At 72.3% G+C, this 23886-nt stretch carries 20 protein-coding genes and 1 pseudogene; 6 read left to right on the top strand and 15 right to left on the bottom strand.

Annotated features, from left to right (window positions below; translation table 11 throughout):
* Positions 1-69 precede the first annotated feature (69 nt).
* From PV341_RS08530 to PV341_RS08520, 3 genes are all read right to left on the bottom strand, one after another.
* The gene (locus tag PV341_RS08530; protein ID WP_500325609.1) at positions 70-942 is read right to left on the bottom strand and encodes an HpcH/HpaI aldolase/citrate lyase family protein; all 873 of its coding nucleotides are present in this window, start codon (positions 940-942) and stop codon (positions 70-72) included.
* Entirely contained in the window at positions 939-2030 is a 1092-nt protein-coding gene (locus PV341_RS08525) for an HpcH/HpaI aldolase/citrate lyase family protein (protein ID WP_500357262.1), read from the bottom strand. Before PV341_RS08525 ends, PV341_RS08530 begins: the two co-directional genes overlap by 4 nt.
* A gap of 92 nt (positions 2031-2122) precedes the next feature.
* The gene (locus tag PV341_RS08520) at positions 2123-2602 is read right to left on the bottom strand and encodes a GNAT family N-acetyltransferase (protein ID WP_500357260.1); all 480 of its coding nucleotides are present in this window, start codon (positions 2600-2602) and stop codon (positions 2123-2125) included.
* 69 nt (positions 2603-2671) lie between these two features.
* Between PV341_RS08520 and PV341_RS08515 the strand changes: the two genes are divergently transcribed.
* Together PV341_RS08515 and PV341_RS08510 are read left to right on the top strand one after the other, a co-directional pair.
* Positions 2672-3505, top strand: a complete 834-nt coding sequence (locus tag PV341_RS08515; protein WP_500325603.1) for an MOSC domain-containing protein — start codon at positions 2672-2674, stop codon at positions 3503-3505.
* A complete protein-coding gene (locus PV341_RS08510) occupies positions 3502-3699 on the top strand; it encodes a hypothetical protein (protein ID WP_500325601.1) in 198 nt (65 codons plus the stop codon). The genes PV341_RS08515 and PV341_RS08510 overlap by 4 nt, the downstream gene beginning before the upstream one ends.
* Here the strand turns inward: PV341_RS08510 and PV341_RS08505 are convergent.
* From PV341_RS08505 to ureA, 6 genes are all read right to left on the bottom strand, one after another.
* A complete protein-coding gene (locus PV341_RS08505; protein ID WP_499514173.1) occupies positions 3678-4184 on the bottom strand; it encodes a hypothetical protein in 507 nt (168 codons plus the stop codon). The two genes, PV341_RS08510 and PV341_RS08505, sit on opposite strands and share 22 nt — an antisense overlap.
* A gap of 220 nt (positions 4185-4404) precedes the next feature.
* Positions 4405-6009: a citramalate synthase gene (gene cimA, locus PV341_RS08500; RefSeq protein WP_500325599.1), complete on the bottom strand. Its 1605-nt coding sequence runs from the start codon at positions 6007-6009 to the stop codon at positions 4405-4407.
* 320 nt (positions 6010-6329) lie between these two features.
* Positions 6330-6944: a TetR/AcrR family transcriptional regulator gene (locus PV341_RS08495; protein WP_500325597.1), complete on the bottom strand. Its 615-nt coding sequence runs from the start codon at positions 6942-6944 to the stop codon at positions 6330-6332.
* 16 nt (positions 6945-6960) lie between these two features.
* Positions 6961-8004 carry an agmatine deiminase family protein gene (locus PV341_RS08490; protein WP_500357258.1) on the bottom strand — a complete coding sequence of 348 codons (1044 nt, stop codon included), beginning with the start codon at positions 8002-8004 and terminating at the stop codon, positions 6961-6963.
* A 14-nt stretch (positions 8005-8018) separates the two neighbouring features.
* A complete protein-coding gene (locus tag PV341_RS08485) occupies positions 8019-9707 on the bottom strand; it encodes an urease subunit alpha (RefSeq protein ID WP_500357256.1) in 1689 nt (562 codons plus the stop codon).
* Positions 9704-10387: an urease subunit gamma gene (ureA, locus tag PV341_RS08480; protein WP_500325591.1), complete on the bottom strand. Its 684-nt coding sequence runs from the start codon at positions 10385-10387 to the stop codon at positions 9704-9706. The genes PV341_RS08485 and ureA overlap by 4 nt, the downstream gene beginning before the upstream one ends.
* Before the next feature lie 155 nt (positions 10388-10542).
* Between ureA and PV341_RS08475 the strand changes: the two genes are divergently transcribed.
* Positions 10543-11970, top strand: coding sequence for a cytosine permease (locus tag PV341_RS08475; RefSeq protein ID WP_500325589.1), 1428 nt, complete (start codon positions 10543-10545; stop codon positions 11968-11970).
* A gap of 99 nt (positions 11971-12069) precedes the next feature.
* Here the strand turns inward: PV341_RS08475 and PV341_RS08470 are convergent, their stop codons facing one another.
* Entirely contained in the window at positions 12070-13158 is a 1089-nt protein-coding gene (locus PV341_RS08470) for a branched-chain amino acid aminotransferase (protein ID WP_500325587.1), read from the bottom strand.
* Between the two features lie 208 nt (positions 13159-13366).
* Positions 13367-14404, bottom strand: coding sequence for a 3-isopropylmalate dehydrogenase (locus PV341_RS08465; RefSeq protein ID WP_499514165.1), 1038 nt, complete (start codon positions 14402-14404; stop codon positions 13367-13369).
* Between the two features lie 130 nt (positions 14405-14534).
* Here PV341_RS08465 and PV341_RS08460 point away from each other — a divergent pair, with 130 nt between their 5' ends.
* Positions 14535-16145, top strand: a complete 1611-nt coding sequence (locus PV341_RS08460; protein ID WP_500325585.1) for a purple acid phosphatase family protein — start codon at positions 14535-14537, stop codon at positions 16143-16145.
* Positions 16146-16561: 416 nt separating this feature from the next.
* On the opposite strand, the gene pruA is transcribed toward PV341_RS08460, so the two are convergent.
* Entirely contained in the window at positions 16562-18202 is a 1641-nt protein-coding gene (pruA, locus tag PV341_RS08455; protein WP_500325583.1) for an L-glutamate gamma-semialdehyde dehydrogenase, read from the bottom strand.
* A gap of 37 nt (positions 18203-18239) precedes the next feature.
* A complete protein-coding gene (locus PV341_RS08450) occupies positions 18240-19169 on the bottom strand; it encodes a proline dehydrogenase family protein (RefSeq protein ID WP_500325581.1) in 930 nt (309 codons plus the stop codon).
* A 142-nt stretch (positions 19170-19311) separates the two neighbouring features.
* Between PV341_RS08450 and PV341_RS08445 the strand changes: the two genes are divergently transcribed.
* On the top strand, positions 19312-20499 hold the full coding sequence (locus tag PV341_RS08445; protein ID WP_500325579.1) for a PucR family transcriptional regulator: 1188 nt from the start codon (positions 19312-19314) through the stop codon (positions 20497-20499).
* A gap of 138 nt (positions 20500-20637) precedes the next feature.
* Positions 20638-21945: a glycosyltransferase 87 family protein gene (locus tag PV341_RS08440; protein WP_500325577.1), complete on the top strand. Its 1308-nt coding sequence runs from the start codon at positions 20638-20640 to the stop codon at positions 21943-21945.
* Here the strand turns inward: PV341_RS08440 and serA are convergent.
* Complete coding sequence (gene serA, locus PV341_RS08435) at positions 21929-23518, bottom strand: phosphoglycerate dehydrogenase (RefSeq protein ID WP_499514159.1); 1590 nt, start codon at positions 23516-23518, stop codon at positions 21929-21931. The genes PV341_RS08440 and serA overlap by 17 nt on opposite strands.
* A 253-nt stretch (positions 23519-23771) precedes the next feature.
* A pseudogene (locus tag PV341_RS08430) lies at positions 23772-23886 on the bottom strand (ketol-acid reductoisomerase); the annotation flags it as partial.

Below are 23886 nucleotides of genomic sequence, written 5' to 3'. Positions count from 1 at the left end.
AAAGGCCCCGCACGGCACGTGCGGGACCTTTTCTTTGTAGCGGTCGTCCACCCGGACGCAACGGGACCGCTACCTTCCGGATACCGCCTCGGCCAGCGCAAGGACACGCCGGGCGTCATCCACATGGAGGTTCTCGATCATCCGGCCGTCCACCGTGACCACCCCGCGGCCCTCGGCCACGGCCTGCTCGAAGGCCTCGATGATGCGCCGCGCCCTGTCGGCTTCCTCCTGCGAGGGGGCGAAGACCCTGTTGCAGACCTCCACCTGCCGGGGGTGGATGAGGGTCTTGCCGTCGAAGCCGAACTGCCGGCCCTGGACGCACTCCGCCTCGAAGCCGGTCTCGTCGGTGACGTCGTTGTAGACACCGTCCAAAATCACCTTGCCGGCCTCGCGCGCACCCAGAAGGGCGAGAGAGAGCCCGGTGAGGAGCGGGGCCCGGCCCGGGACGTGCTCGGCGTGCAGCTCCTTGGCGAGGTCGTTGGTGCCCATGACCAGTACGCGCAGCCGCTCGGAGGCCGCCGCGACGGCACGGGCGTCCAGCATCGCGCGCGGGGTCTCCACCATCGCCCAGATGGCGGTGCGGTCCGGGGCGCCGGCGGCCTCCAGGGCCCGCTCGACAGCGTGCACGGTCGCGGCCGAGTCGACCTTGGGGACGACCACGGCGTCGGGGCCCGCCTCGGCGGCGGCCCGCAGGTCGTCCTCGTGCCAGGGGGTGCCGGGCGAGTTCACCCGGATGGTGACCTCCCGGTACCCGTACTCCCCGGAGGCGGCGGCAGCGGCGACGCGCTTGCGGGCGTCGGCCTTGGCGTCCGGCGCGACGGAGTCCTCCAGGTCGAGGATGAGCGCGTCTGTGGGGAGGGCCTTCGCCTTCTCCAGGGCGCGCTCGTTCGCGCCGGGCATGTAGAGGACGGAGCGGCGCGGCCGCAGGATCGCGTCGGTCATCGGTTCTGCTCCTGCTCCTTGTACGCGGCCTCGTACGCCTGCGCCAGCTCCGGGTCGCGGGCGGCCAGCGCCTCCGCGAGCTCGATGACGACGTGGCACTGCTTCACCGTGGCGTCGTCCTGCATCTTGCCGTCGATCATCACCGCTCCGGTGCCGTCACCCATCGCGTCGATGACCCTGCGCGCCCAGGCGACGTCCGCCGGCGCCGGGGAGAAGACCCGCTTGGCGATGTCGATCTGCACCGGGTGCAGGCTCCACGCCCCGACGCAGCCGAGCAGGAAGGCGTTGCGGAACTGGTCCTCGCAGGCGGTGGTGTCCTTGATGTCGCCGAAGGGCCCGTAGTACGGCAGGATCCCGTGCGCGGCGCAGGCGTCGACCATGCGCGCGATCGTGTAGTGCCACAGGTCCTGCTGGAAGGTCAGCCGCGGCAGCTCCGCGTCCCCTTCCGCGCCCAGGGGGCCTTTCGGGTCCTCCCGCACGAGGTACCCCGGGTGTCCCCCGCCGACGCGGGTGGTCTTCATGCGGCGGCTCGCCGCCAGGTCGGCCGGGCCGAGGGAGATGCCCTGCATCCGGGGGCTGGCCCCGGCGATCTCCTCGACGTTCGCCACGCCCGTGGCGGTCTCCAGGATCGCGTGGACCAGGATCGGCCGCTCGATGCCCGCCTTGGCCTCCAGCTGGGCGAGCAGCCGGTCGACGTAGTGGATGTCCTCGGCGCCCTCCACCTTGGGCACCATCACGACGTCGAGCTTGTGGCCGATCTCGGTGACCAGGGTCAGCAGGTCGTCCAGCGCCCACGGCGAGTCCAGGCTGTTGATCCGGGTCCACAGCTGGGTGTCGCCGAAGTCGTGGGCCTTGGCCGTGTCGACCAGCCCGGCGCGGGCGGCCTCCTTGCGGTCGGCTGAGACGGCGTCCTCCAGGTTGCCCAGCAGGACGTCCACCTTGGGGGCGATGGAGGGGACCTTCGCGGCCATCTTCTCGTTGCTCGGATCGAAGAAGTGGATCATCCGCGACGGCCGGAACGGTACTTCCCGTACGGGGGCCGGGGCCCCCACGGCCAGCGGTCGGAAGAAGTCCTTCGCGGAACGCATGCGGTCTCCCGGGGTCGAGGGTGGGGAGCGGACGGCGCTCACTTTATGATCCGCGGGACCTCCGCGTTACTGGTCGGTACGTGTGCCGTTGGTCACCGGTCGGCCACGGGCGGCAGACGGTAGGTCAGGTCGGGCTCGCCCTCCTCGTTCGCGGTGCTCTCGCTGCCGGGGACGGCCCGGAAGCCGTGCCGTTCGTAGAACGCGCGTGCCGCGGCGTTGCGCCGGAAGACGTGCAACGACAGTGGGCCGTCCGGGTGGTGGCGCACGACCTCGTCGAGCAGCCGCGAGCCGATGCCACGTCCGCGCGCGTCGGGCCGCAGGTAGAGGTGCTCCAGCCAGTCGCCGTCGAGCGCCGCGAAACCGGCCGCGGCACCGGTCGCGGCCTGCTCCGCGACCCAGACCCGGCACTGCTCCAGGACGACGTTCGCGACCCACCACCGGGTCTCCTCGTCGGTGTGCAGCCGGGGCAGCCAGGGCATCGCGGCCGCCCGGGAGGCGAGGAAGACCGCGGTGATCGCGTCCGCGTCCGCGGCCTGTCCGGGCCTGATCCGTATCGCTGTGTCATCGGTCACGCGATGACCGTACGCCGGGAGCGGGAGCGTGATCGAATGGGTTTCTCCGCCCCGGGAAGGACGAGCCCCATGACCACCGCGACCGTGCACTCGCTGACCTGCTACCCCGTCAAGGGCTGTGCCGGCGTGCCCTTGGACGGCGTCGCCGTCGGCGCGACCGGTCTGGCCCACGACCGTACGTTCATGGTGGTCGACGCCGCCGACGGGTCCTTCCGCAGCCAGCGGGCGCTGCCGCGGATGGCCGTGGTGCACGCGGACGTCACCGACGACGGCAAGCATCTGGCGCTGTCGGCGCCCGGCGCCGGGGAACTGACGCTGGAGGTGGCGTACGAGGGGCCGCCGCGTGAGGTCGTCCTGTTCGACCGGCCGCTGGGGCCGGCGGTGGACCAGGGCGAGGAGGCCGCACGCTGGTTCTCCGAGGCGCTGGGGGCGCCCTCGCGCCTGGTGCGCGTGCGCCCGGGCTTCGACCGGGACGGCTGGGGCGAGCACCCAGGCAAGGTCAACTTCGCCGACGCCCACGCCCTCTCGGTGGCCTCGCTGGCCTCGCTCGACGACCTCAACCGGCGCATCACCGAGCGCGGCGGCACGCCCGTGCCCATGGACCGCTTCCGTCCCAACATCGTGGTCGCCGGCTGGAGCGAGCCCCACACCGAGGACCGGGTGCGGCTCATGGACGTCGGCACCGCCCGGCTCGGCTACTCCGTCCGCGCGATGCGCTGCTCCGTGCCGCTGGTCGACCAGGCGACCGGCCGTACGGCCGGCCCCGAGCCGGTGCGCACCCTGGCCGGCTACCGGCGGGAGCCCGAGTACGGCAACAAGGTGAGCTTCGCGATGAAGGCGGCGGTGCTCCGGCCGGGCACGATCGCGGTGGGCGACCCGGTGGAGGTGCGGGCCTGGGCGTGACCGCCCTCCCCGGCCGGCCGAACGCGGGCCTGCCCTGGCCGCAGCTGGACCCGGGCCGCAACAAGGTCGTGGTGCCAGAGCCCGACGGTTGCGACGCGCCCGTCGTCGAGGTGCGGGACCGCCGCCCGCGGCCCGGCCGGGACCGGGCCGCGGGCGGCTCACCCGGCGAGGATCAGCAGCCGCCGCAGTTGTAGTACAGGACGTCCCAGTGGTTGCCCTCGTCGGCGTAGATGTTGCCCGAGCCGGAGCGGTACTGGGGGGCGCCGTCACCGCGCAGGCCGATGTAGGTGAAGGCGCTGTGGATGTAGTTGGTGACGCAGCTGTTCTTGCCGTAGTCGAGCTTGTAGCCGTTCCAGTGCGAGTAGGTGCCGCTCGCGTGACCGGTCTCGGTGCCGCCGGTGATGTTCAGGGCGCAGCCGGTGGCGCCCTTCAGGGTGACCGCGCCCTGGGCGGTCGCCTGGTTGAGCTGGTCGAAGGACGTGCAGGTCGCGTTGTTGCGGTTGGAACAGCCACCTGACGAGGACCAGGTGATCCCGGCGTTGCGGAACATCGTCGTGGCCTGGGCGTGCGTCAGTTTGGTGACGGCGTAGGCGTCGTGGGACGCGGCGAGACCGACGCCGGGGGCGAACAGCACTCCGAGCGCGAGGACGAGTGCGCTCAGGACGGAGCGGATCTTCATCGGGGATTCCTCCTGCTGGTGACCGTGCTTCCGGTGGGGCGGCTGTGCAGCTGGAGCAGGTGGAGCAGGAGGAGTGTGCCCGGCGTTCTACGCGCGTATGCACGGCAGTTGGGCCGCCGTCGAAGGGGACGCGGACGCGGACACGGTTGGTGCCGGGTCCACGGCCGCGTCCACGGCCGTGTCCGTGTCCGTGTCCGCCGAGCTCATCGGCCGGCGGCCGTCAGTCGTTCCGGCGCGGCTCCACACCGGCGCGCAGCAGCCCGTACGCGTACGCGTCCTCCAGGGCCTGCCAGGAGGCGGCGATGACGTTCTCGCCGACACCGACGGTGGACCACTCGCTGATGCCGTCGGAGGTGGAGACCAGTACCCGGGTGATGGACTCCGTGCCGTGCTTGCCCTCCAGGATGCGGACCTTGTAGTCCACCAGCTCCAGCTTCGCCAGCTGCGGGTAGGTCCGCTCCAGCGCCACGCGCAGCGCGCGGTCCAGCGCGTTGACCGGGCCGTTGCCCTCGGCGGTGGCGACGATGCGCTGGCCGTCGGCCCACACCTTGACCGTCGCCTCGTTGGCGTGGGTGCCGTCGGGGCGGTCCTCGACGATGGCGCGCCAGGACTCGACCCGGAAGTAGTGCAGCGGGCGGCCCTCGACCTCCTCGCGCAGCAGGAGTTCGAAGGAGGCGTCGGCGGCCTCGTAGGTGTAGCCCGCGAGTTCGCGCTCCTTGACGCGCGCCACGACCCGGCCGATCAGCTCGCGGTCGTCACCGAGGTCGATGCCGAGTTCCTTGCCCTTGAGCTCCACCGAGGCGCGGCCCGCCATGTCGGAGACCAGCATGCGCATGGTGTTGCCGACAAGCTCCGGGTCGATGTGCTGGTAGAGGTCGGGATCGACCTTGATCGCCGAGGCGTGCAGCCCTGCCTTGTGGGCGAAGGCCGAGATTCCCACGTACGGCTGGTGGGTGGAGGGCGTGAGGTTGACGACCTCGGCGATGGCGTGCGAGATGCGGGTCATCTCGACGAGGGCGCCGGCGGGCAGGACCTTGCGGCCGTACTTGAGCTCCAGCGCCGCCACGACCGGGAAGAGGTTGGCGTTGCCGACCCGCTCGCCGTAGCCGTTGGCGGTGCACTGGACGTGCGTGGCGCCCGCGTCGACGGCGGCGAGGGTGTTGGCGACGGCGCAGCCGGTGTCGTCCTGTGCGTGGATCCCGAGACGCGCGCCGGTGTCGGCGAGCACGGTGCGGACGACGGCGGTGATCTGGGCGGGGAGCATCCCGCCGTTGGTGTCGCACAGGACGACGACGTCGGCGCCGGCCTCGTGGGCGGCGCGCACGACCTCCTTGGCGTACCCCGGGTTGGCCTTGTAGCCGTCGAAGAAGTGCTCGCAGTCGACGAAGACCCGGCGGCCCTGGGAGCGCAGGTAGGAGACGGTGTCCCGGACCATCTCCAGGTTCTCCTCCAGCGTGGTCCGCAGGGCCAGCTCGACGTGCCGGTCATGGGACTTGGCGACCAGGGTGATGACCGGTGCGCCCGACTCCAGAAGCGCCCTGACCTGGGGGTCCTCCGCCGCATTGCCGCCGGCGCGACGCGTGGCGCCGAAGGCCACCAGCTGGGCGTGCGACAGGTCCAGCTCGGCGGCGGCGCGGGCGAAGAACTCGGTGTCGCGCGGGTTGGCGCCGGGCCAGCCGCCCTCGATGAAGCCCACCCCGAAGTCGTCCAGGTGCCGGGCGATCGTCAGCTTGTCGGCGACGGTGAGGTTGATGCCCTCGCGCTGCGCGCCGTCGCGCAGCGTGGTGTCGAAGACGTGGAAGCTGTCGTCCAGTACGGCCGTCATGGTTCGTTCCAACTCCTGTCGGGTGAGTGGTTCCGGAGGACCGGGCTCCACTTGCCCCCATCTTCCCTCGCGCTGCACCGCCTCCGGCACGGGTGGGCCGGGAAACGAAAAGACCCCTCGCGGGTGCGAGAGGTCTGCGCGCGGGTCTGGGACACGGTGGTCGCTTCCGCGGTGGTCTGCGGTTCGGCGATCACTGAGGACCGGCGCGCCTGCTGCCGATAATCATGGCGAACGAGGACACATCGGCAGTCTGCCACAGGACCCGCGGGCGTGGGACACGGTCTCAGGATGCGGGCACCCGGTCGGCCGCGGGCCGACCGTCAGGCGGTGGGCGCCGGGGTGAGGGCGTCATCCAGGAACTCCTTGACGTGCTCCAGGGCCTGCTCGCGGTCCAGCCCGGGCAGCCCGATGACCAGAGGCACGCCGAAGCCGTCCAGCAGCGCCCTCAGCCGTACGGTGAAGCGCTCGGGATCCAGTGGCCGGAAGTCGCCGCGCGAGATGCCCTCGGCGAGCAGGGCGACCAGGTCGCGGTGCCAGACCAGTTCGAGATCGAGTTGTCGGCGGAGCACCTCCTCGGCGGCCGTCGTCCTGTTCCAGATCTCGGACCAGAGCGTCCATCGCGGGTCGCGGCGCCCGTCGGGCAGGTACAGGTCGATGACGGCGTCGAGCCGTACCCGGGGAGCGGTGGGGCTGCCCAGCACCCGCCGGCGCTCGGCGGCGAGCTGCTCCTCGCTCCATTCGAGGGTCTGCAGCAGCAGCTCGTCCTTGCTGCCGAAGTAGTAGAGGACGTGGCCGCTGCTCATGCCGACCTGCCGGCCGAGGCCCGCGATGGTCAGCTCGGCCAGCCCGCGCTCGGCGATGGTCGCCATGGCGGCGGCCATCACGTCCTCGCGGGGCTGCTTGAGCCGCCGCCGCGGGCGGGCGGGTCCGGTCACGGTTCCTCCGGGGCGGTCACATCTGGGGCTGCTGCTGGGTGATGCAATGAATACCACCACCGTGGGCGAAGATCGTACGAGCGTCCACCAGCACGACCTCCCGCTGCGGGAGGAGCCGCTCGAAGACGGCCTTGTTGACCTCGTCGGCGGGGTCGTCGAAGGCGCACAGGATCACGGCGCCGTTGCAGAGGTAGTGGTTGACGTACGAGTAGTCGACCAGCTCCCCGTCCACCTCCTGGAGCTGCGGCGCGGGCAGCTCCACGACCTCCAGCGGCCGGCCCTTGGCGTCGGTGGCGGCCCGCAGCAGGGACGTGACCTCCCGGGAGACGGCGTGGTCGGGGTGGGCCGGGTCCTGCTGGCTGTGGACGACGACCACGCCGGGGCGGACGAAGGCCGCCACGATGTCGACGTGCCCCCGGGTGCCGAAGCGGCCGTAGTCGGCGGTGAGCCCGCGGGGCAGCCAGATCGCCTTGCGCGTTCCGAGGAAGGCGTGGACCTCGGCTTCCACCCGCTCCCTGGTCCAGCCAGGGTTGCGGCCCGGGTCGAGCTGCACGGTCTCGGTGAGCAGCACGGTTCCCTCGCCGTCGACGTGGATGCCGCCGCCCTCGTTCACGAAGGACGTGCCGTAGCAGGTCGCGCCCGCCCGTCCGGCGACGAAGGCGCCGATCTCCGCGTCGTGCCCCCAGGCCGCCCACTCCTGGGCGCCCCAGCCGTTGAACGTCCAGTCGGCGGCCGCGAGGCGTCCGGCACCGGTCAGGAAGGTCGGGCCCATGTCGCGCATCCAGGCGTCGTCCAGCGGCGCCTCGGTGACCGTGACGTGCGCGCCGCCTGAGCCGAGCAGCTCCCGTGCGCCCGCGGCGTCCTCGGGGCGTGCCACGACGGTCACCGGCTCGAAGCGGGCGACCGTCCGGGCCACGGCGGCCCAGGCCCCGCGGGACACGGCCAGGTCCTCGGCGCCGTCGAAGGTGACGCTGGGGGACGGCCACGCCATCCAGGTGCGGGTGTGCGGGGCCCACTCGGGCGGCATCGTGTAACCGTCGGCGGCGGGGGTGGCGGGCATGGTGCTGGTCCTTGTCACAAGAAGTAGAGACGGCTGAGCGACACCTGTTCCGCGGGCTCGGAACGCAGCGGGTCGCCGTCGAGCGTCACCAGGCCCGTCCCGCCGTCCACGTCGACCTGCCCGGTGCGGGAGTTGAGGACGAGGTCGGCCGGGCCGATGCCGCGGGTGCCGCGCACGGCGACGCGGCGGCGCCGGGTGGGCATCCGGTCGTGCTCCAGCTCCAGGGCGGGGCGGGCCACGAACGCCACGGACAGGTCGGCGGCGGTCGCGCCGTGGGCCCCGAACAGCGGGCCGAGGACGAGCGGTTCGCAGGTGTCGGTGGCGGCGCCCGGGTCGCCGGTGACCCCGTACGCGGGGAAGCCGGACTTGAGCACCATCTGCGGCTTGGCGCCGAAGTACTGCGGTCGCCACAGCACGATGTCGGCGAGCTTGCCGACCTCGATCGAGCCGATCTCGTGGGCGAGGCCGTGGGCGATCGCCGGGTTGATGGTGAGTTTGGCGACGTAGCGCAGCACGCGGGCGTTGTCGTCGTCCGGGCCGTCCCCCTCCAGGGGGCCGCGCTCGGACTTCATCTTCCCGGCCATGGCGAAGGTGCGGCGTACGGTCTCACCGGCGCGGCCCATGCCCTGGGCGTCGGAGGAGGTGATGCCGATCGCCCCCAGGTCGTGCAGCACGTCCTCGGCGCCCATCGTGCCGGCGCGGATGCGGTCGCGGGCCATCGCGGCGTCGCCCGGCAGGTCGGGCTTGAGGTCGTGGACGGAGACGATCATCCCGTAGTGCTCGCCGACCGCGTCGCGGCCGAAGGGCAAGGTGGGGTTGGTGGAGGAGCCGATGACGTTGGGCACGCCCGCCATCTTCAGCACGTTGGGGACGTGCCCGCCGCCGCAGCCCTCGATGTGGAAAGCGTGGATCGTGCGGCCCTCCAGCACGCGCAGGGTGTCCTCCACGGACAGGCACTCGTTCAGGCCGTCGCTGTGCAGGGCGACCTGGACGTCGTACTCCTCGGCCACGCGCAGCGCGGTGTCCAGGGCGCGGGTGTGGGCGCCCATGTCCTCGTGGACCTTGAAGCCGGACGCCCCGCCCTCGGCGAGCGCCTCGACCAGCGGCGCCGGGTCGGAGGACGAACCGCGGCCGAGGAAGCCGATGTTGACGGGCCAGGCGTCGAAGGAGTTGAAGGCGTGCCGCAGCGCCCAGGGCGAGTTGACGCCGACGCCCCACACGGGCCCGAACTCCTGGCCGATGATCGTGGTGACCCCGGAGGCGAGCGAGGCCTCCATGATGCGCGGGGACAGCAGGTGGACATGGGTGTCCACGGCTCCGGCGGTGGCGATCAGCCCCTCGCCGGACACGATGGAGGTGCCCGTGCCGACCACGACGTCCACCCCGTCGAGGGTGTCGGGGTTGCCGGCCCGGCCGATGGCGTGGATGCGGCCCTCGCGGATGCCGATGGACACCTTGCGGATGCCGACGGCCGCATCGATGACCAGCACGTTGCTGATCACCACGTCGCAGGTCTCGCGGACGGCGGCGGCCTTGAGCGCCAGCCCGTCGCGGGCGGTCTTGCCGAACCCGGCGAGGAACTCGTCCCCGGGCCGCTGGGAGTCCGACTCGACGCGGACCACCAGGCCCGAGTCGCCCAGCCGGACCCGGTCCCCGGCACGCGGTCCGTGCACGGCGGCGTACTCGTACGGGTCGATGGTCATGACCGCGCTCCCAGGTATCCGCAGGCGGCGGCCCGCCGCAGCGCCTCCGCCTTCGCGCCGGGCGCGTCGAGCGGACCGTCGACGAGCCCGGCGAAGCCGATCACCACACGGTCGCCGCCGACCGGGACCAGCCCGACCTCCCGCGCCTCCCCCGGCCCGAAGCGCACGGAGGAACCGGCCGGCACGTGCAGCCGCATGCCGTACGCCGCCGAACGGTCGAAGTCCAGCCGGGGGTTGGCCTCGAAGAAGTGGAAGTGCGAGGTCACGCTGACCGGTACGGAGGCGGTGTTGCGCACGGCCACCACCACCTCCGGGGGCTGCTCGGGAACGGCCGGGCCCGGCAGCACGGCGCCGGGGGCGTCCGACCCCAGCGAGCCCCCGCCGATCGGGTCCGTGATCACGGCCAGCCGCGAGCCGTCGTCGAAGACGGCCTCCACGTGGACCTCGGTGACGACGTCCGCCACGCCGGGCAGCACGTCGCCGGGGCCGAGTACGGCACGGCCGGCCTCGACGGCCTCCGCGAGGCGCGCCCCGTCCCGCGCGGCCTCGCAGACCGTGTCGGCGATCAGGGCGGTGGCCTCGGGCACGTTGAGCCGCAGCCCGCGCGCCCGGCGGGCCCGGGCCAGCTCCGCGGCGCCGAACAGCAGCAGCCGGTCGCGCTCGGTCGGGGTGAGCCTCACGTCTCCGCACCTCCCACATCGACCTCCCACATCGATCACCGTTTAGAGCACCACTCTAAACCTGAAAGCCGCCCAGGGGAAGTATTGACCTCGGCGCAGGGTGGGAGGAAATTGAGTGGCGTTCAAACTTTCCCGGCACGGCAAGGGAGCCCGCCATGCAGATCGAACAACGCGGAGTGGACACCGTCCCCGACGAGGAACGGACCAGTCGCCCCCGCGACCTGGTCAGCATCCTGCTGGGCTCCAACCTCGCGCTGGGCGTGATCGTCTTCGGCTGGCTCCCGGTCTCGTTCGGCCTCGGCTGGTGGGCCTCCGTCACGTCCCTGCTCCTGGGCACCGTGGTCGGCACGGTGCTGGTCGCCCCGCTTGCGCTGGTCTCGCTGCGCACCGCCACCAACCTCTCCACGAGCAGCGGCGCCCACTTCGGCGTGCGCGGCCGGCTGCTCGGCTCGGTCATCGGCCTGCTGCTGTCGCTCGGCTACACCGCGCTGACCCTGTGGGTCGGCGGCGATGCCGTCGTCGGCTGCCTCGGCCGGCTCGTCGGGCTGCCGGCCGGCGGCTGGAGCTACACCGTGGTCTACGCCCTGCTCGCGGCCTGCACCGCCACGTCCGCCGTCTTCGGCTACCGGATGCTGCTGCGGCTCAGCCGCGCGCTGTCCGTAGGGCTGACGGTGCTGCTGGTCATCGGGGTCCTCGCGTACGCGGGGGACTTCACGACGGCCGCGCCCGCCGGCACGCAGTACCTGCTCGGCGGCTTCTGGCCGACCTGGCTGCTCGCCACGGTCTCGGCGGGCCTGAGCGGGCCGATCGCGTTCATCACGCTGCTGGGTGACTACACGCGCTACATATCGCCGCGCCGCTTCTCCCAGCCGCGGGTCTTCCGGGCCACCTGCGCCGGGCTCGTCGCCGGACTGCTCGTGCCCCAGCTCTTCGGCACCTTCACGGCGCTCGCGGTGGGGGCCGGCGAGGACTACGCGGGGCCGCTGGTCGCGGCGGCGCCCGCCTGGTACCTGGTGCTGCTGCTGGCCAACGCGTCGGCGGGCTCGGTGGGCAACGCGGGGCTGATGCTCTACAGCATGGGCCTGGACCTGGACGCGATCCTCCCGCGGGCGACGCGCACGCAGGCGACCTACGTGGTGGCCGCGGTCTCCACCGCACTGGTCTACCTCGGGCACTTCGCCTGGGCCGCCCAGGACGCGATGACCTCGTTCGTCCTGCTGCTCACCGCCGTGGGCACCCCGTGGGCGGTCGTCACCCTCATCGGATTCGCCCGGAGCCGGGGCCGCTACGACACCGACGCCCTCCAGGTCTACAACCGGCGCAGCCGCGGCGGTCTGTACTGGTACCGCGGCGGCTGGAACGTGCAGGCCACGCTCGCCTGGGCGGCGGGGTCCGGCATCGGGCTGCTCGCCGTCGACACCCCGGCCTACAGCGGACCCCTGCTGTCCGTGACCGGCGGGATCGACCTCAGCTTCCTGATATCGGGTGCCGTCACGGCCGCGGTGTATCTCGTGCTCAACGCGGGCCGCCCGCACCCCGTGCCGCCGACTCCGGAACGGGTCGCGGTCACGGTCACCGTGTGAGGCGGGGCCGCTCCCCCGCCCGGCCCCGCCGTCGCACGGACAGCGGCGCGGCGCCGCCCGGTCCTGCCCGGCGCGGCGCCGTACGGGGGCGATGGGCGGTCAGCCGCCCAGAGGGTGCATCCAGCCGTGGGTGTCGGGGGACTGGCCGGTCTGGATGTCGAGCAGCGCCTTGCGCAGCTTCATGGTCACCTCGCCCGGCTCGCCGTCGCCGACGGTCCAGTCCGCACGGGTGGACTTCACGGAACCGACCGGCGTGATGACGGCCGCGGTGCCGCAGGCGAAGACCTCGGTCAGCGATCCGTCCGCGTTGCCGTTCTTCCAGTCGTCCACGCTGATGCGGCCCTCGCGGACCTCGTAGCCGAGGTCGGCGGCGATGCGCAGCAGCGAGGCGCGGGTGATGCCGGGGAGGAGGGAGCCGGTGAGCTCGGGGGTGACGATCGTGTCCCCGTACACGAAGTACAGGTTCATGCCGCCCATCTCCTCGATCCAGCGGCGCTCGATCGCGTCGAGCCACACGACCTGGTCGCAGCCGTGCTCGATGGCCTGGGCCTGGGCGACCAGCGACGCGGCGTAGTTGCCGCCGGCCTTCGCGGCGCCCGTGCCGCCGGGCGCGGCACGGACGTACTCCTCGGAGAGCCAGACGGAGACCGGCTTGACGCCACCGGGGAAGTAGGCCCCGGCCGGGGAGGCGATGACCATGAACAGGTACTCGTTGGCCGGCCTGACCCCGAGACCGACCTCGGTGGCGAACATGAAGGGGCGCAGGTACAGCGACTGCTCACCTTGGCTCGGCACCCACGCCTCGTCCTGGGTGACGAGCGCGTCGACGGCGGCGAGGAAGGTCTCGACGGGCAACTCGGGCATGGCCAGGCGGCGGGCGGAGGCCTGGAAGCGCTCGGCGTTGGCCTCGGGACGGAAGGTGGCGACGGACCCGTCGGGCTGACGGTAGGCCTTGAGACCCTCGAAGATCGTCTGCGCGTAGTGCAGCGTCATGTTCGCGGGGTCGATGGAGAGCGGCGCGTACGGGACGAGCTCCGCGTCGTGCCAGCCACGGCCCTCGGTCCACCGGATCGTCACCATGTGGTCGGTGAAGTGGCGGCCGAATCCGGGGCTGGCGAGGATCGCCTCGCGCTGCGCGGCGGGCAGCGGGCGCGAGGAGGGCTTGAGCTCGATCGTGGGCGTCGTCATCTGTCGTGTCCTTCGCGTCAGGGTCAGGGCGGACCGCACCCGCCGTCCCGAGGTGCTAGGACGTCCGAGTTTCCCCTCGCACAGCGGCCCCACCGCTGATTATCGCAGCGGCGGGGCCGGAGACGTACATGCGCGGCCCGAGAGGTCAGGGTCAGTCGTGGAGCGGTCACTGACCGGCCGGGCCGACTGGCGGAGGCTAACCCGGCGGTCAGCCGGCTACTCGCGCGGCGAGCGCGTCGCCGATCTCGGAGGTGCTGCGCGTCCCGGAGCGCTCGGCGAGGTCCGCGGCGACGGCGGCCTCGATCCGCTCGGCCTCGGCGGTGTAACCGAGGTGCCGCAGCAGCATGCCGACCGAGAGCACGGTGGCGGTCGGGTCGGCCTTGCCCTGGCCGGCGATGTCCGGGGCGGAGCCGTGCACCGGCTCGAACATCGACGGGAACGCACCGCCCGGGTTGATGTTGCCGCTGGCGGCGAGGCCGATGCCACCGGTCACGGCGGCGGCCAGGTCGGTGAGGATGTCACCGAAGAGGTTGTCGGTGACGATCACGTCGAAGCGCTCGGGCTGGGTGACGAAGAAGATCGTCGCGGCGTCCACGTGCAGGTAGTCGGTGGTGACCTCGGGGTACTCCTCGCCGACCTTGTCGAAGATGTTCTTCCACAGGTGGCCGGCGTGCACGAGGACGTTGTTCTTGTGGACCAGCGTCAGCTTCCTGCGGGGGCGCGCCTGGGCGCGGGCGTAGGCGTCGCGCACCACACGCTCGATGCCGAACGCCGTGTTGAGGCTGACCTCGGTGGCCACCTCCTGCGGCGTACCGGTGCGCAGGGAGCCGCCGTTGCCGACGTACGGGCCCTCGGTGCCCTCGCGGACGACGACGAAGTCGATGCTCGGCTCGCCGGCCAGCGGACCCTTCACACCCGGGAAGAGCCGGGAGGGCCGCAGGTTGACGTGGTGGTCGAAGGCGAAGCGGAGCTTCAGCAGCAGCCCGCGCTCCAGGACGCCCGAGGGCACCGACGGGTCGCCGACCGCGCCGAGCAGGATCGCGTCGTGGGCCTTGAGCTGTTCCAGCTCCGCGTCCGGCAGGGTCTCGCCGGTCTCGTGCCAGCGCTTGGCGCCGAGGCTGTACTCCTTGGTCTCCAGCTTCACGTCCTGCGGAAGGACGGCGGACAGGACCTTCAGGCCCTCGGCCACCACCTCCTGGCCGATTCCGTCGCCGGGGATCACTGCGAGACTGATGCTGCGAGACATGGCGAGAACCCTACTCCGCCGTCCATGGAATGACACATGATGTCCGCATGGCGGACGCCTCCTGTACGCGCCAGGTGCTGTTCACCCGTATGACCGTGCTGAGTTGGCGGCGGAAGGGAATTCCCTGTCCATGGACACTCCACGCATGGGCATCGACGAGGATCTCGCCGGCCGTCTGAGCATGGCGGAGCAGCATGCCTGGCTGCGGGAGCGGCACTCCCGCAGACGGGTGATCCGGGGCGGTGCCGCGGTCGCCGGGACCGTCGCCGGGGCCGGTGTGCTGGGCGCGTCGGCGTACGCCGGGAGGGAGCCGGCCGCCGCGCCGGCGCGCTTCCCCGCGGTGCCCGTCCCGCCGGCCGCGGTCCACGTGGACGGTGCGCTGGTGGCCCCGTTCGGCCGGCACCTGGCCTTCGGCGCCGACCCCGGGACCCAGATGCGCGTCTCCTGGCAGGTGCCGCTGCCGGTGCGGGGGCCGTTCGTCCGGGTGGGGCTGCGGCCCTGGGACCTCGGGCAGCGGATCGAGGCCGAGGTGCGCCCGCTGCACACGGCAGCGCTCGGCAAGGAACTGCCCGCGGTGGAGCAGTACTACCTGCACGCGGCGCTCGACGGGCTGCGCCCCGGCACCACGTACTACTACGGCGTGGGACACCAGGGCTTCGACCCCGCGTCGGCGCCCGCCTACGCGACGATCGGCTCCTTCGCCACCGCCCCGGACCCCGGGCAGCGCAGGTCGTTCGTGTTCACGGCCTTCGGCGACCAGGGTGTCAGCTACCACGCCCTGGCCAACGACAGTCTGATCCTGGCTCAGAACCCCGCGTTCCACCTGCACGCGGGCGACATCTGCTACGCCGACGACTCGGGCCGGGGCACGGAGGGCGACACCTACGACGCGCGCGTGTGGGACCAGTTCCTCGCCCAGACCGAGAGCGTCGCCTCACGCGTCCCGTGGATGGTCGCGCTCGGCAACCACGACATGGAGGCCTGGTACTCCCCCAACGGCTACGGCGGCCAGGAGGCCCGCTGGTCGCTGCCGGGCAACGGCCCGGACCCGGGGCGGCTCCCCGGCGTCTACTCCTTCGGCTACGGCAACGTGGCCGTCGTGGCGCTGGACGCCAACGACGTGTCGTACGAGATCCCGGCCAACCACGGGATCAGCGGCGGCCGGCAGACCGCCTGGCTGGACCGCCGGCTGGGCGAACTGCGGGCCCGGCGCGGCGTCGACTTCGTCGTCGTCTTCTTCCACCACTGCGCCTACTCGACCACCAGCGCGCACGCCTCCGAGGGCGGGGTGCGCGAGGCCTGGGTGCCGCTCTTCGAGAAGCACCGAGTCGACCTGGTGGTCAACGGGCACAACCACGTCTACGAGCGCACCGACGCGGTGCTCCGCGACGCCGTGGGCAAGGACGTCCCCGTCGGGGCGACCACGCACCCCGAGCGCGACGGCATCGTCTACGTCACGGCGGGCGGCGCCGGGAAGAGCCTGTACGCCTTCCCGGTGCCGGACAGCCACGAAGGGCACGTCAAGGACCTGGACGGCGTGGAGACCTACCACTGGGTGAAAGGTGCCCACAAGGTCACGGAGACGGTGGAGTGGTCACGCGTCCGCTACACCGGCCACTCGTTCCTGACCGTGGAGTCGCAGCCCGCGCCGCCCGGTGGGACGGCGCGGCTGGTCGTCTCGGCGCTCGCCGAGAACGGCAGACGGATCGATCACTTCACCATCGCGCGGACGGCCAGGTAGGCCAGGCGTCGCAGACGGCGGAGGGGATGGGGAACGGAGTGGCCGGTCAACGCGGCTCGTGTCCCGTCGATCCGCCGTTGTCACGGCGGTCCAGGGCGCGCTGGAGGGCTTCGGCGGCGTTCTTGCGGGCGGTCTCGTCCATGGTGAACAGCTCCCGGAGAAGAAGAGAGGGTTGTGTCGCCATAGAACGGGGCGGGGAGCGGCGCTGCAGGGGGTGACCTGCCACAGGTGCGCGGCTGTCCGCCGGTCGCTGGTGGAGCGAGACGTTCGGCTCCTACAAAGCTAGGACAGCTCCGCCGATCTGTCTCCACAATTACTCGGACTTCCTACTATCTGAGACGGCGAAGGCCCGGCACCCCACGGAATCGGGGGTACCGGGCCCTGCCCCTTGCGGGCTCGTCCGGGTGACGCGGAGATCAGCCCATGTGCGGGTAGCGGTAGTCGGTCGGGGGCACCAGGGCCTCCTTGATCGACCGGGTCGACGTCCAGCGCATCAGGTTCTGCGCGGCACCCGCCTTGTCGTTGGTGCCGGAGGCACGGCCGCCGCCGAACGGCTGCTGGCCGACCACGGCGCCGGTGGACTTGTCGTTGATGTAGAAGTTGCCCGCGGCGAAGCGCAGCCGCTCCATGACGTGGGCGACCGCGGCGCGGTCACGGGCGACGACCGAGCCGGTCAGCGCGTACGCGGCGACCGATTCCATCTGGGTCAGCATCGCCTCGAAGGCGCCCTCGTCGGCGTCGTCGTAGACGTGGACGCCGAGCACCGGGCCGAAGTACTCCTCGCGGAAGATCTCGTTCTCCGGGTCGGAGGAGACCAGCACGGTCGGCCGGACGAAGTAGCCGACGCTGTCGTCGTAGGTGCCGCCGGCGACGACCTCGACGGTCGGGTCGGCCTTGGCGCGGTCGATGGCGGCCTTGTTCTTGGCGAAGGCGCGCTCGTCGATCACGGCGCCGATGAAGTTCGACAGGTCGGTGACGTCACCCATGGTGAGGCCGTCGACCTCGGCCGCGAACTCCTCCTTGAAGCCGTTCTCCCACAGGGAGCGCGGGATGTAGGCGCGGGAGGTGGCGGAGCACTTCTGGCCCTGGTACTCGAAGGAGCCGCGGGTCAGCGCGGTCTTCAGCACCGCCGGGTCGGCCGAGGGGTGGGCGACGACGAAGTCCTTGCCGCCGGTCTCGCCGACGATCCGCGGGTAGGAGCGGTACTTGTCGATGTTGGTGCCGACCGTCCGCCACAGGTGCTGGAAGGTCCGGGTGGAACCGGTGAAGTGGATGCCGGCCAGGTCCGGGTGCTCCAAGGCGACCTCGGAGACGGCGATGCCGTCGCCGGTGACCAGGTTGATGACGCCCTTGGGCAGCCCGGCCTCCTCCAGCAGCTCCATCAGCAGCACGGCGGCGTGCGTCTGGGTCGGGGAGGGCTTCCACACCACGACGTTGCCCATGAGGGCCGGGGCGGTCGGCAGGTTGCCGGCGATCGCGGTGAAGTTGAAGGGCGTGATCGCGTAGACGAAGCCCTCGAGCGGGCGGTGGTCGAGGCGGTTCCACACACCCGGGGAGTTGGCGATCGGCTGCTCCGCCAGGATCTGGCGGGCGAAGTGCACGTTGAAGCGCCAGAAGTCGACCAGCTCGCAGGGGCTGTCGATCTCCGCCTGCTGGGCGGTCTTGGACTGGCCGAGCATCGTGGAGGCGGCGATCGTCTCGCGCCAGGGGCCGGCCAGCAGGTCGGCGGCGCGCAGGATGATGGCGGCGCGGTCGTCGAAGGACATGGCGCGCCAGGCCGGGGCGGCGGTCAGCGCGGCGTCGATCGCCTCGCGGGCGTCGTCCTGCGTGGCGTTGGCGTAGGTGCCGAGGCGGGCGCCGTGGTTGTGCGGCTGCACGACGTCGAAGCGCTCGCCGCCGCCCATCCGCCGCACGCCGCCGATGGTCATCGGCAGCTCCACCGGGTTCCCGGCCAGCTCCTTCAGCTTCGCCTCGAGCCGGGCCCGCTCCGGGCTCCCCGGGGCGTAGGAGTGCACCGGCTCGTTCACCGGGGCGGGGACCTGGGTCACAGCGTCCATGGAAGACATCTCCTTGTGTCCTTGTGGGGTCGTGGGCTCAGCGGGTGGGGAGGAAGGACCGCAGGAAGAAGGCCAGGTTCGCCGGCCGCTCCGCGAGGCGCCGCATGAAGTACCCGTACCAGTCTGCGCCGTACGGGACGTAGATGCGCATGCGCTCGCCCTCGTCGGCCAGGCGCCGCTGCTCGGCGGTGCGGATGCCGTACAGCATCTGGAACTCGTACGAGCCCTGCTTGCGGCCGTGCCGGTGCGCGAGCTCCTGGGCGATGGAGATCAGCCGCGGGTCGTGGGAGCCGATCATCGGGTAGCCCTCGCCCGCCATCAGGATCTTCAGGCAGCGCACGTAGGCGCGGTCGACCTCGGCCTTGTCCTGGTGGGCGACGGTGGCGGGCTCCTTGTAGGCGCCCTTGACCAGGCGCACGCGGGAGCCGGCGACGGCGAGGGCGCGGGCGTCCTCCTCCGTGCGGAAGAGGTACGACTGCAGGACGGCTCCGGTGCCGGGGTGGCGCAGGCGCAGATCGGCGAGGATCGCGAGGGTGGAGTCGACCGTGGTGTGGTCCTCCATGTCGAGCGTGACGGTGGTGCCGATCTCGCTCGCCAGGTCGGCGACGGGGCGGACGTTCTCCAGTGCGATGTCGTGGCCGCCGGCCGGCAGGGCCTGCCCGAAGGCCGACAGCTTGACGGAGACCTCGGCGCGGGTGCCCAGGCCCTCGGCCTTCAGGGCCTCCAGCAGCCGCAGGTAGGCGTCACGGGTCGCGAGCGCGGTCGCCTTGTCGGTGACGTCCTCACCCAGGTGGTCGAGCGTGACCTCCAGGCCGGAGGCGGTCAGCGACCGCACGGTCTCCATCGCGGGCGCCAGCTCGTCACCCGCGATGAAGCGGTTCACCACGGGGCGGGTGATCGGCGCGCCCGCGACGACGCGGCGCATACGGTCGCTGCGCGAGGCGGCGAGCAGCACGGGACCCAGCACGGTCTCCTCCTGGAGGAAGGGCTGCCCAGGGGGCAGGCAGCGTCGCCGTGAAATCTAGGATCCACCTACCCCGCCCACCATCGACAGCTGTCACGCATCCGATCGGCATCCCTCATACAGATGTATGAGGGAGAATGGCGGCGTGCGCGGTGACTACCAGGAGCTGGTCGACGAGGTCTCGGCGCTGCTCGGCGCTCCCGCGACCCTGGAGGACCGCGACTTCCGGCTGATCGCCTTCGGCGCGCACGACAGCGACGACGACGCCGCCATGGACCCGGTGCGGACCCGGTCGATCCTCACCCGCCGCTCCACCGCCGAGGTCCGCTCCTGGTTCGAGCGCTTCGGCATCGCCCGCGCAACGGCCCCGGTCCGCATCCCCGCCGCCCCCGACGCCGGGGTGTTCCGGCCCCGGCTGTGCCTGCCGGTGCGGCACGGCGGCGTCGTCCACGGCTACGTGTGGCTGCTGGACACCAGCGGGTACACCGACGCCCAGCTGGCCGCCGCCATGGCGGTCGCCGCCCGCATCGGCGCGTTGCTGGCCGCCGAGTCCCGCGCGGGCGCCGACGCCGGCCGGGCGCTGGGCGATCTCATCGGCTCCGCCCCCGGGCCCGGCCGCACGGCCGCCCGCGAGGCGTTGCGGGCCGCGCTCGGCCCGGACGCGGACGAGGCGCACGCGGTGGTGTGCGTCCTGCCCTGGCCGGGTGGCGAGGACGGCGACGCCCCGGGACCGCGCGGTGTGCCGGGCGCCGCCGCGCTGTGCGTGGTGCCGCCGCGGGAGACCGCGGGCGAGTCGCACCGGGAGCCCCCGGTCGCGGCGCTCGCCGCCCTGGTGCGGCTGCGCTCGGCGACGATGTCGGGGCCCGCGCTCACAGCGGCCGCACGGCTGATGGAGGGCAACGGCCAGGCGGCGGAGCCGGGCGCGCGGGCCGGCATCAGCGCCCCGCGCCAGGGACTCGCCGAGCTGCCCGAGGCATGGCACGAGGCCGTCTCCGCGGCCCGCGCCGCCCGCGCCCAGCCCCGGCTCGGGCGCACGGCGGAGTGGGACGCGATCGGCCCCTACCGGATGCTGGCCGCACTGCCCACCGGGGCGGTGGACCCGGCGGTGCGCCCGCTGCTGGAGCCCTCGCACGCCGACCTCGCACGGACCGCCGAGGTGTACCTCGACCGTGCGGGGCAGGCCGGGCGCGCCGCCGCGGAACTGCGGATACACCGCCAGACGCTCTACTACCGGCTGTCCCGCGTCGAGCGGCTGACCGGCCTCGACCTCGACGACGGGGAGGACCGGCTGCTGCTCCACATAGCCCTCAAGACGGCCGGGCTCGGGGACTGATGGGACTGTTGCCGACCCGAGGGGGCACAAGTAACGTGGCGCGAGGCCGTTGGGGGGCTTGATCAACACGCGCAGGACGCGGGCGACCCGCGCGTCCCGCGCGGACACCGCGGAGCGAAACAAGGGGATCGGGAGCCGGTGACTCATTCCACGGAGGCCCACGGACGCGAACGCCCGGCGCTGTGGAGGACGCCGCCGGCCGTCCCCGGCAGACCGCGCCCCGACCGCAGACTGCTCCTGGCCGGGCTGCTGCTGGTCGTGTCGCTGGCCGCCTTCACCGCGCTGTGCCTGTCGATGCCCGTGCCCATGGCCGACATGCAGGTCTACCGTGCCGAGGGCGCGGCCGCCGTCGACGGCACCGACCTGTACGGCTTCACCGTCACCGAGTGGAAGCTGCCCGCGACCTATCCGCCCTTCGCCGCGCTGCTGTTCGTACCGACGACGTGGCTGCCCGTACCCCTGCTGAAGCTGGCCTTCATGGGCGGCAACCTGCTGCTGCTCGGGCTGCTCGCGCACCTGTCCTGCCGGGCGACGGGGTGGCCGCGCGCCCGTGGCTCGCGCTGGGTGGTGGTGCTCCTGGCGATGGCCCTCGGGCTGTGGCTCGAGCCGGTCTTCCAGACGATGCTGTACGGCCAGATCAACCTGCTGCTCACGGTGCTGGTGCTGTGGGACCTGAGCAGGCCGGACGGCGCACGCGGCAAGGGCATCGCGATCGGTGTGGCGGCCGGCATCAAGCTCACCCCGGCGATCTTCGCCGTCTACCTGCTGCTGACCGGCCGGCGCAAGGAGGCCGCGGTCGCCGCCGCCGCCTTCGCCGGCACCACGCTGCTGGGTGCGCTCGCGCTGCCCGGCGCGAGCGTCGACTACTGGACCCGCTGCCTGTTCGACACCAGCCGGATCGGCAAGGTCTGGATCGTCGACAACCAGTCCCTGCAGGGCCTCGTCGCCCGGATGCTGCACACCGCCCACCCGGGCGCCGTGTGGGCGGTCGCCGCGCTCGTGGTGGCCTGCGCGGGGCTCGCGGTCTCGGTGCGGATGGGCCGGCTGGGCCGGGAGGCCTGGGGCGTGGTGTGCTGCGCAGTGACGGCGCTGCTCATCACCCCGATCAGCTGGTCGCACCACTGGGTGTGGTGCGTGCCGATGCTGATCCTGCTCGCCGCCGAAGCGCCGCGCTGGGCGCTGCGGGTGGCCGCGGTGGCCTTCCTGGCGCGCACGCTGTGGATCGTGCCGAAGGCCGGTGACCTCGATCTGCACCTGGCGTGGTGGCTGCAGCCCTTCGCCTCCCCGTACCCCGTGCTGGGCCTGGTCTTCCTTGCGGCGGTGGCGCTGCGCTTCCGGCCCGGCTCCCCCGCGGTGGCGGCGCTGACGGCGAAGGGGCGGCCGTCCCGGATCGCCCGGGTCGGCCGCCCCCAGCGGAGCGAACCGGCCGTCAGTCCTCGAGATTGACCGCGCGGGCCGAGCTCGCGCCGATCTCCTCGGCGATCTCGGCCAGCACCGGCGCCGGGATGGCGGTGTCGACGGTCAGCGCGACCAGCGCCTCCCCGCCGGCCTGGTCACGGGCGACCTGCATGCCCGCGATGTTGACGCCGGCGTCGCCCAGGATGCGGCCGATGGTGCCGACGACGCCGGGACGGTCGGTGTAGCGCAGGAAGCCCATGTGGTCGGCGAAGACCAGGTCCACGTCGTCGTCGCCGACGGCGACGATCTTCTGGATGTGCTTGGGGCCCGCCAGCGTGCCGGAGACGGCCACCTCGGTGCCGTCGGAGAGCGTGCCCCGCACGGTGACCAGGTTGCGGTGGTCGGGCGACTCGCTGCTGGTGGTGAGGCGGACCTCGACCCCGCGCTCCTGCGCGAAGAGCGGGGCGTTGACGTAGCTGACGGTCTCGTCGACCACGTCCTCGAAGACGCCCTTGAGGGCGGAGAGCTCCAGCACCTTCACGTCGTGCTGGGTGATCTCGCCGCGCACCTCGACGTCGAGGCGGACCGCGACCTCGCCCGCGAGGGCGGTGAAGATCCGGCCGAGCTTCTCGGCGAGCGGCAGGCCCGGGCGGACGTCCTCGGCGATGACACCGCCCTGGACGTTGACCGCGTCCGGCACCAGCTCACCGGCGAGCGCCAGGCGCACGGAGCGGGCGACGGAGATACCGGCCTTCTCCTGGGCCTCGTCGGTGGAGGCGCCCAGGTGCGGGGTGGCCACGACGTTGTCGAACTGGAAGAGCGGCGAGTCCGTGCACGGCTCCTTGGCGTACACGTCCAGGCCGGCGCCGCCGACCCGGCCCTCCTTGAGCGCCGCGGACAGCGCCTCCTCGTCCACGATGCCGCCGCGGGCGGCGTTGACGATGCGGACGTGCGGCTTGACCTTGCGCAGCGCCTCCTCGCCGATCAGGCCCACGGTCTCCGGGGTCTTGGGCAGGTGCACGGTGATGAAGTCGGAGACCTGCAGCAGCTCGTCGAGGCTGAGGATCTTCACGCCCATCTGGGCGGCGCGCGCGGGCTGGATGTAGGGGTCGTACGCGACGATCTTCATCCCGAAGGCCGACATGCGCTGCGCCACCAGGGCGCCGATGCGGCCGAGGCCGACCACGCCGAGGGTCTTCTCGGCGAGCTCGACGCCGGTGTACTTGTTGCGCTTCCACTCGCCCTGCTTCAGGGCCGCGTTCGCCGGGGCGATGTTGCGGGCCACGGCGATCAGCAGGCCGCACGCCAGCTCGGCGGCGGTGACGATGTTGGAGGTCGGGGCGTTGACGACCATCACGCCGGCCTTGGTGGCCGCGGAGACGTCCACGTTGTCCAGGCCGACGCCCGCGCGGGCCACGACCTTGAGCTTGGAGGCTGCGGCGATGGCCTCGGCGTCCACCTTGGTGGCGCTGCGGATCAGGATGGCGTCGGCGTCGGCGATCGCGCTCAGGAGTTCTCCCCGGTCGGCGCCGTTGCAGTGCCGGATCTCGAAGTCCGGCCCGAGGGCGTCAACGGTGGCGGGCGACAGCTCTTCAGCGATGAGTACGACGGGGTTGCTCACGTGAGTCCTCACTAGTCCCTGGTCTACGGCCGCGTCCCGACGGCCGAAGGCGGTGGAGAGGGATGGCATGCCGCGTGGAAGACGCACGACGCTGTGAGCCTGACGCGCTTGTTAATGGAGTGTATCGGCGGCGGGCCCGGCATCCTGCGACAACGTGGAAGGATCACCCGCACGAGGGTGTACGGGGTGGCCAAAGCCGCCGGTCCCGGGGGCGCGGCGCCCCCGGGACCGTTCCGACCGCGGTGCGGAGGACTTACGCCTCCTCGTCCACCCAGCTCATGAGCTTGCGGAGCTTCTTGCCGGTGGTCTCCAGCAGGTGGTTCTCGTCGGCCTTCTTGTACTCGTTGTACCGGGGCAGGCCGGCGTTG

The organism is Streptomyces sp. PA03-1a, assembly GCF_033792805.1.
GTDB lineage: Bacteria > Actinomycetota > Actinomycetes > Streptomycetales > Streptomycetaceae > Actinacidiphila.
Note: the sequence above shows the minus strand (reverse complement) of the source record. Positions and strands in the feature narration are given on the sequence as shown.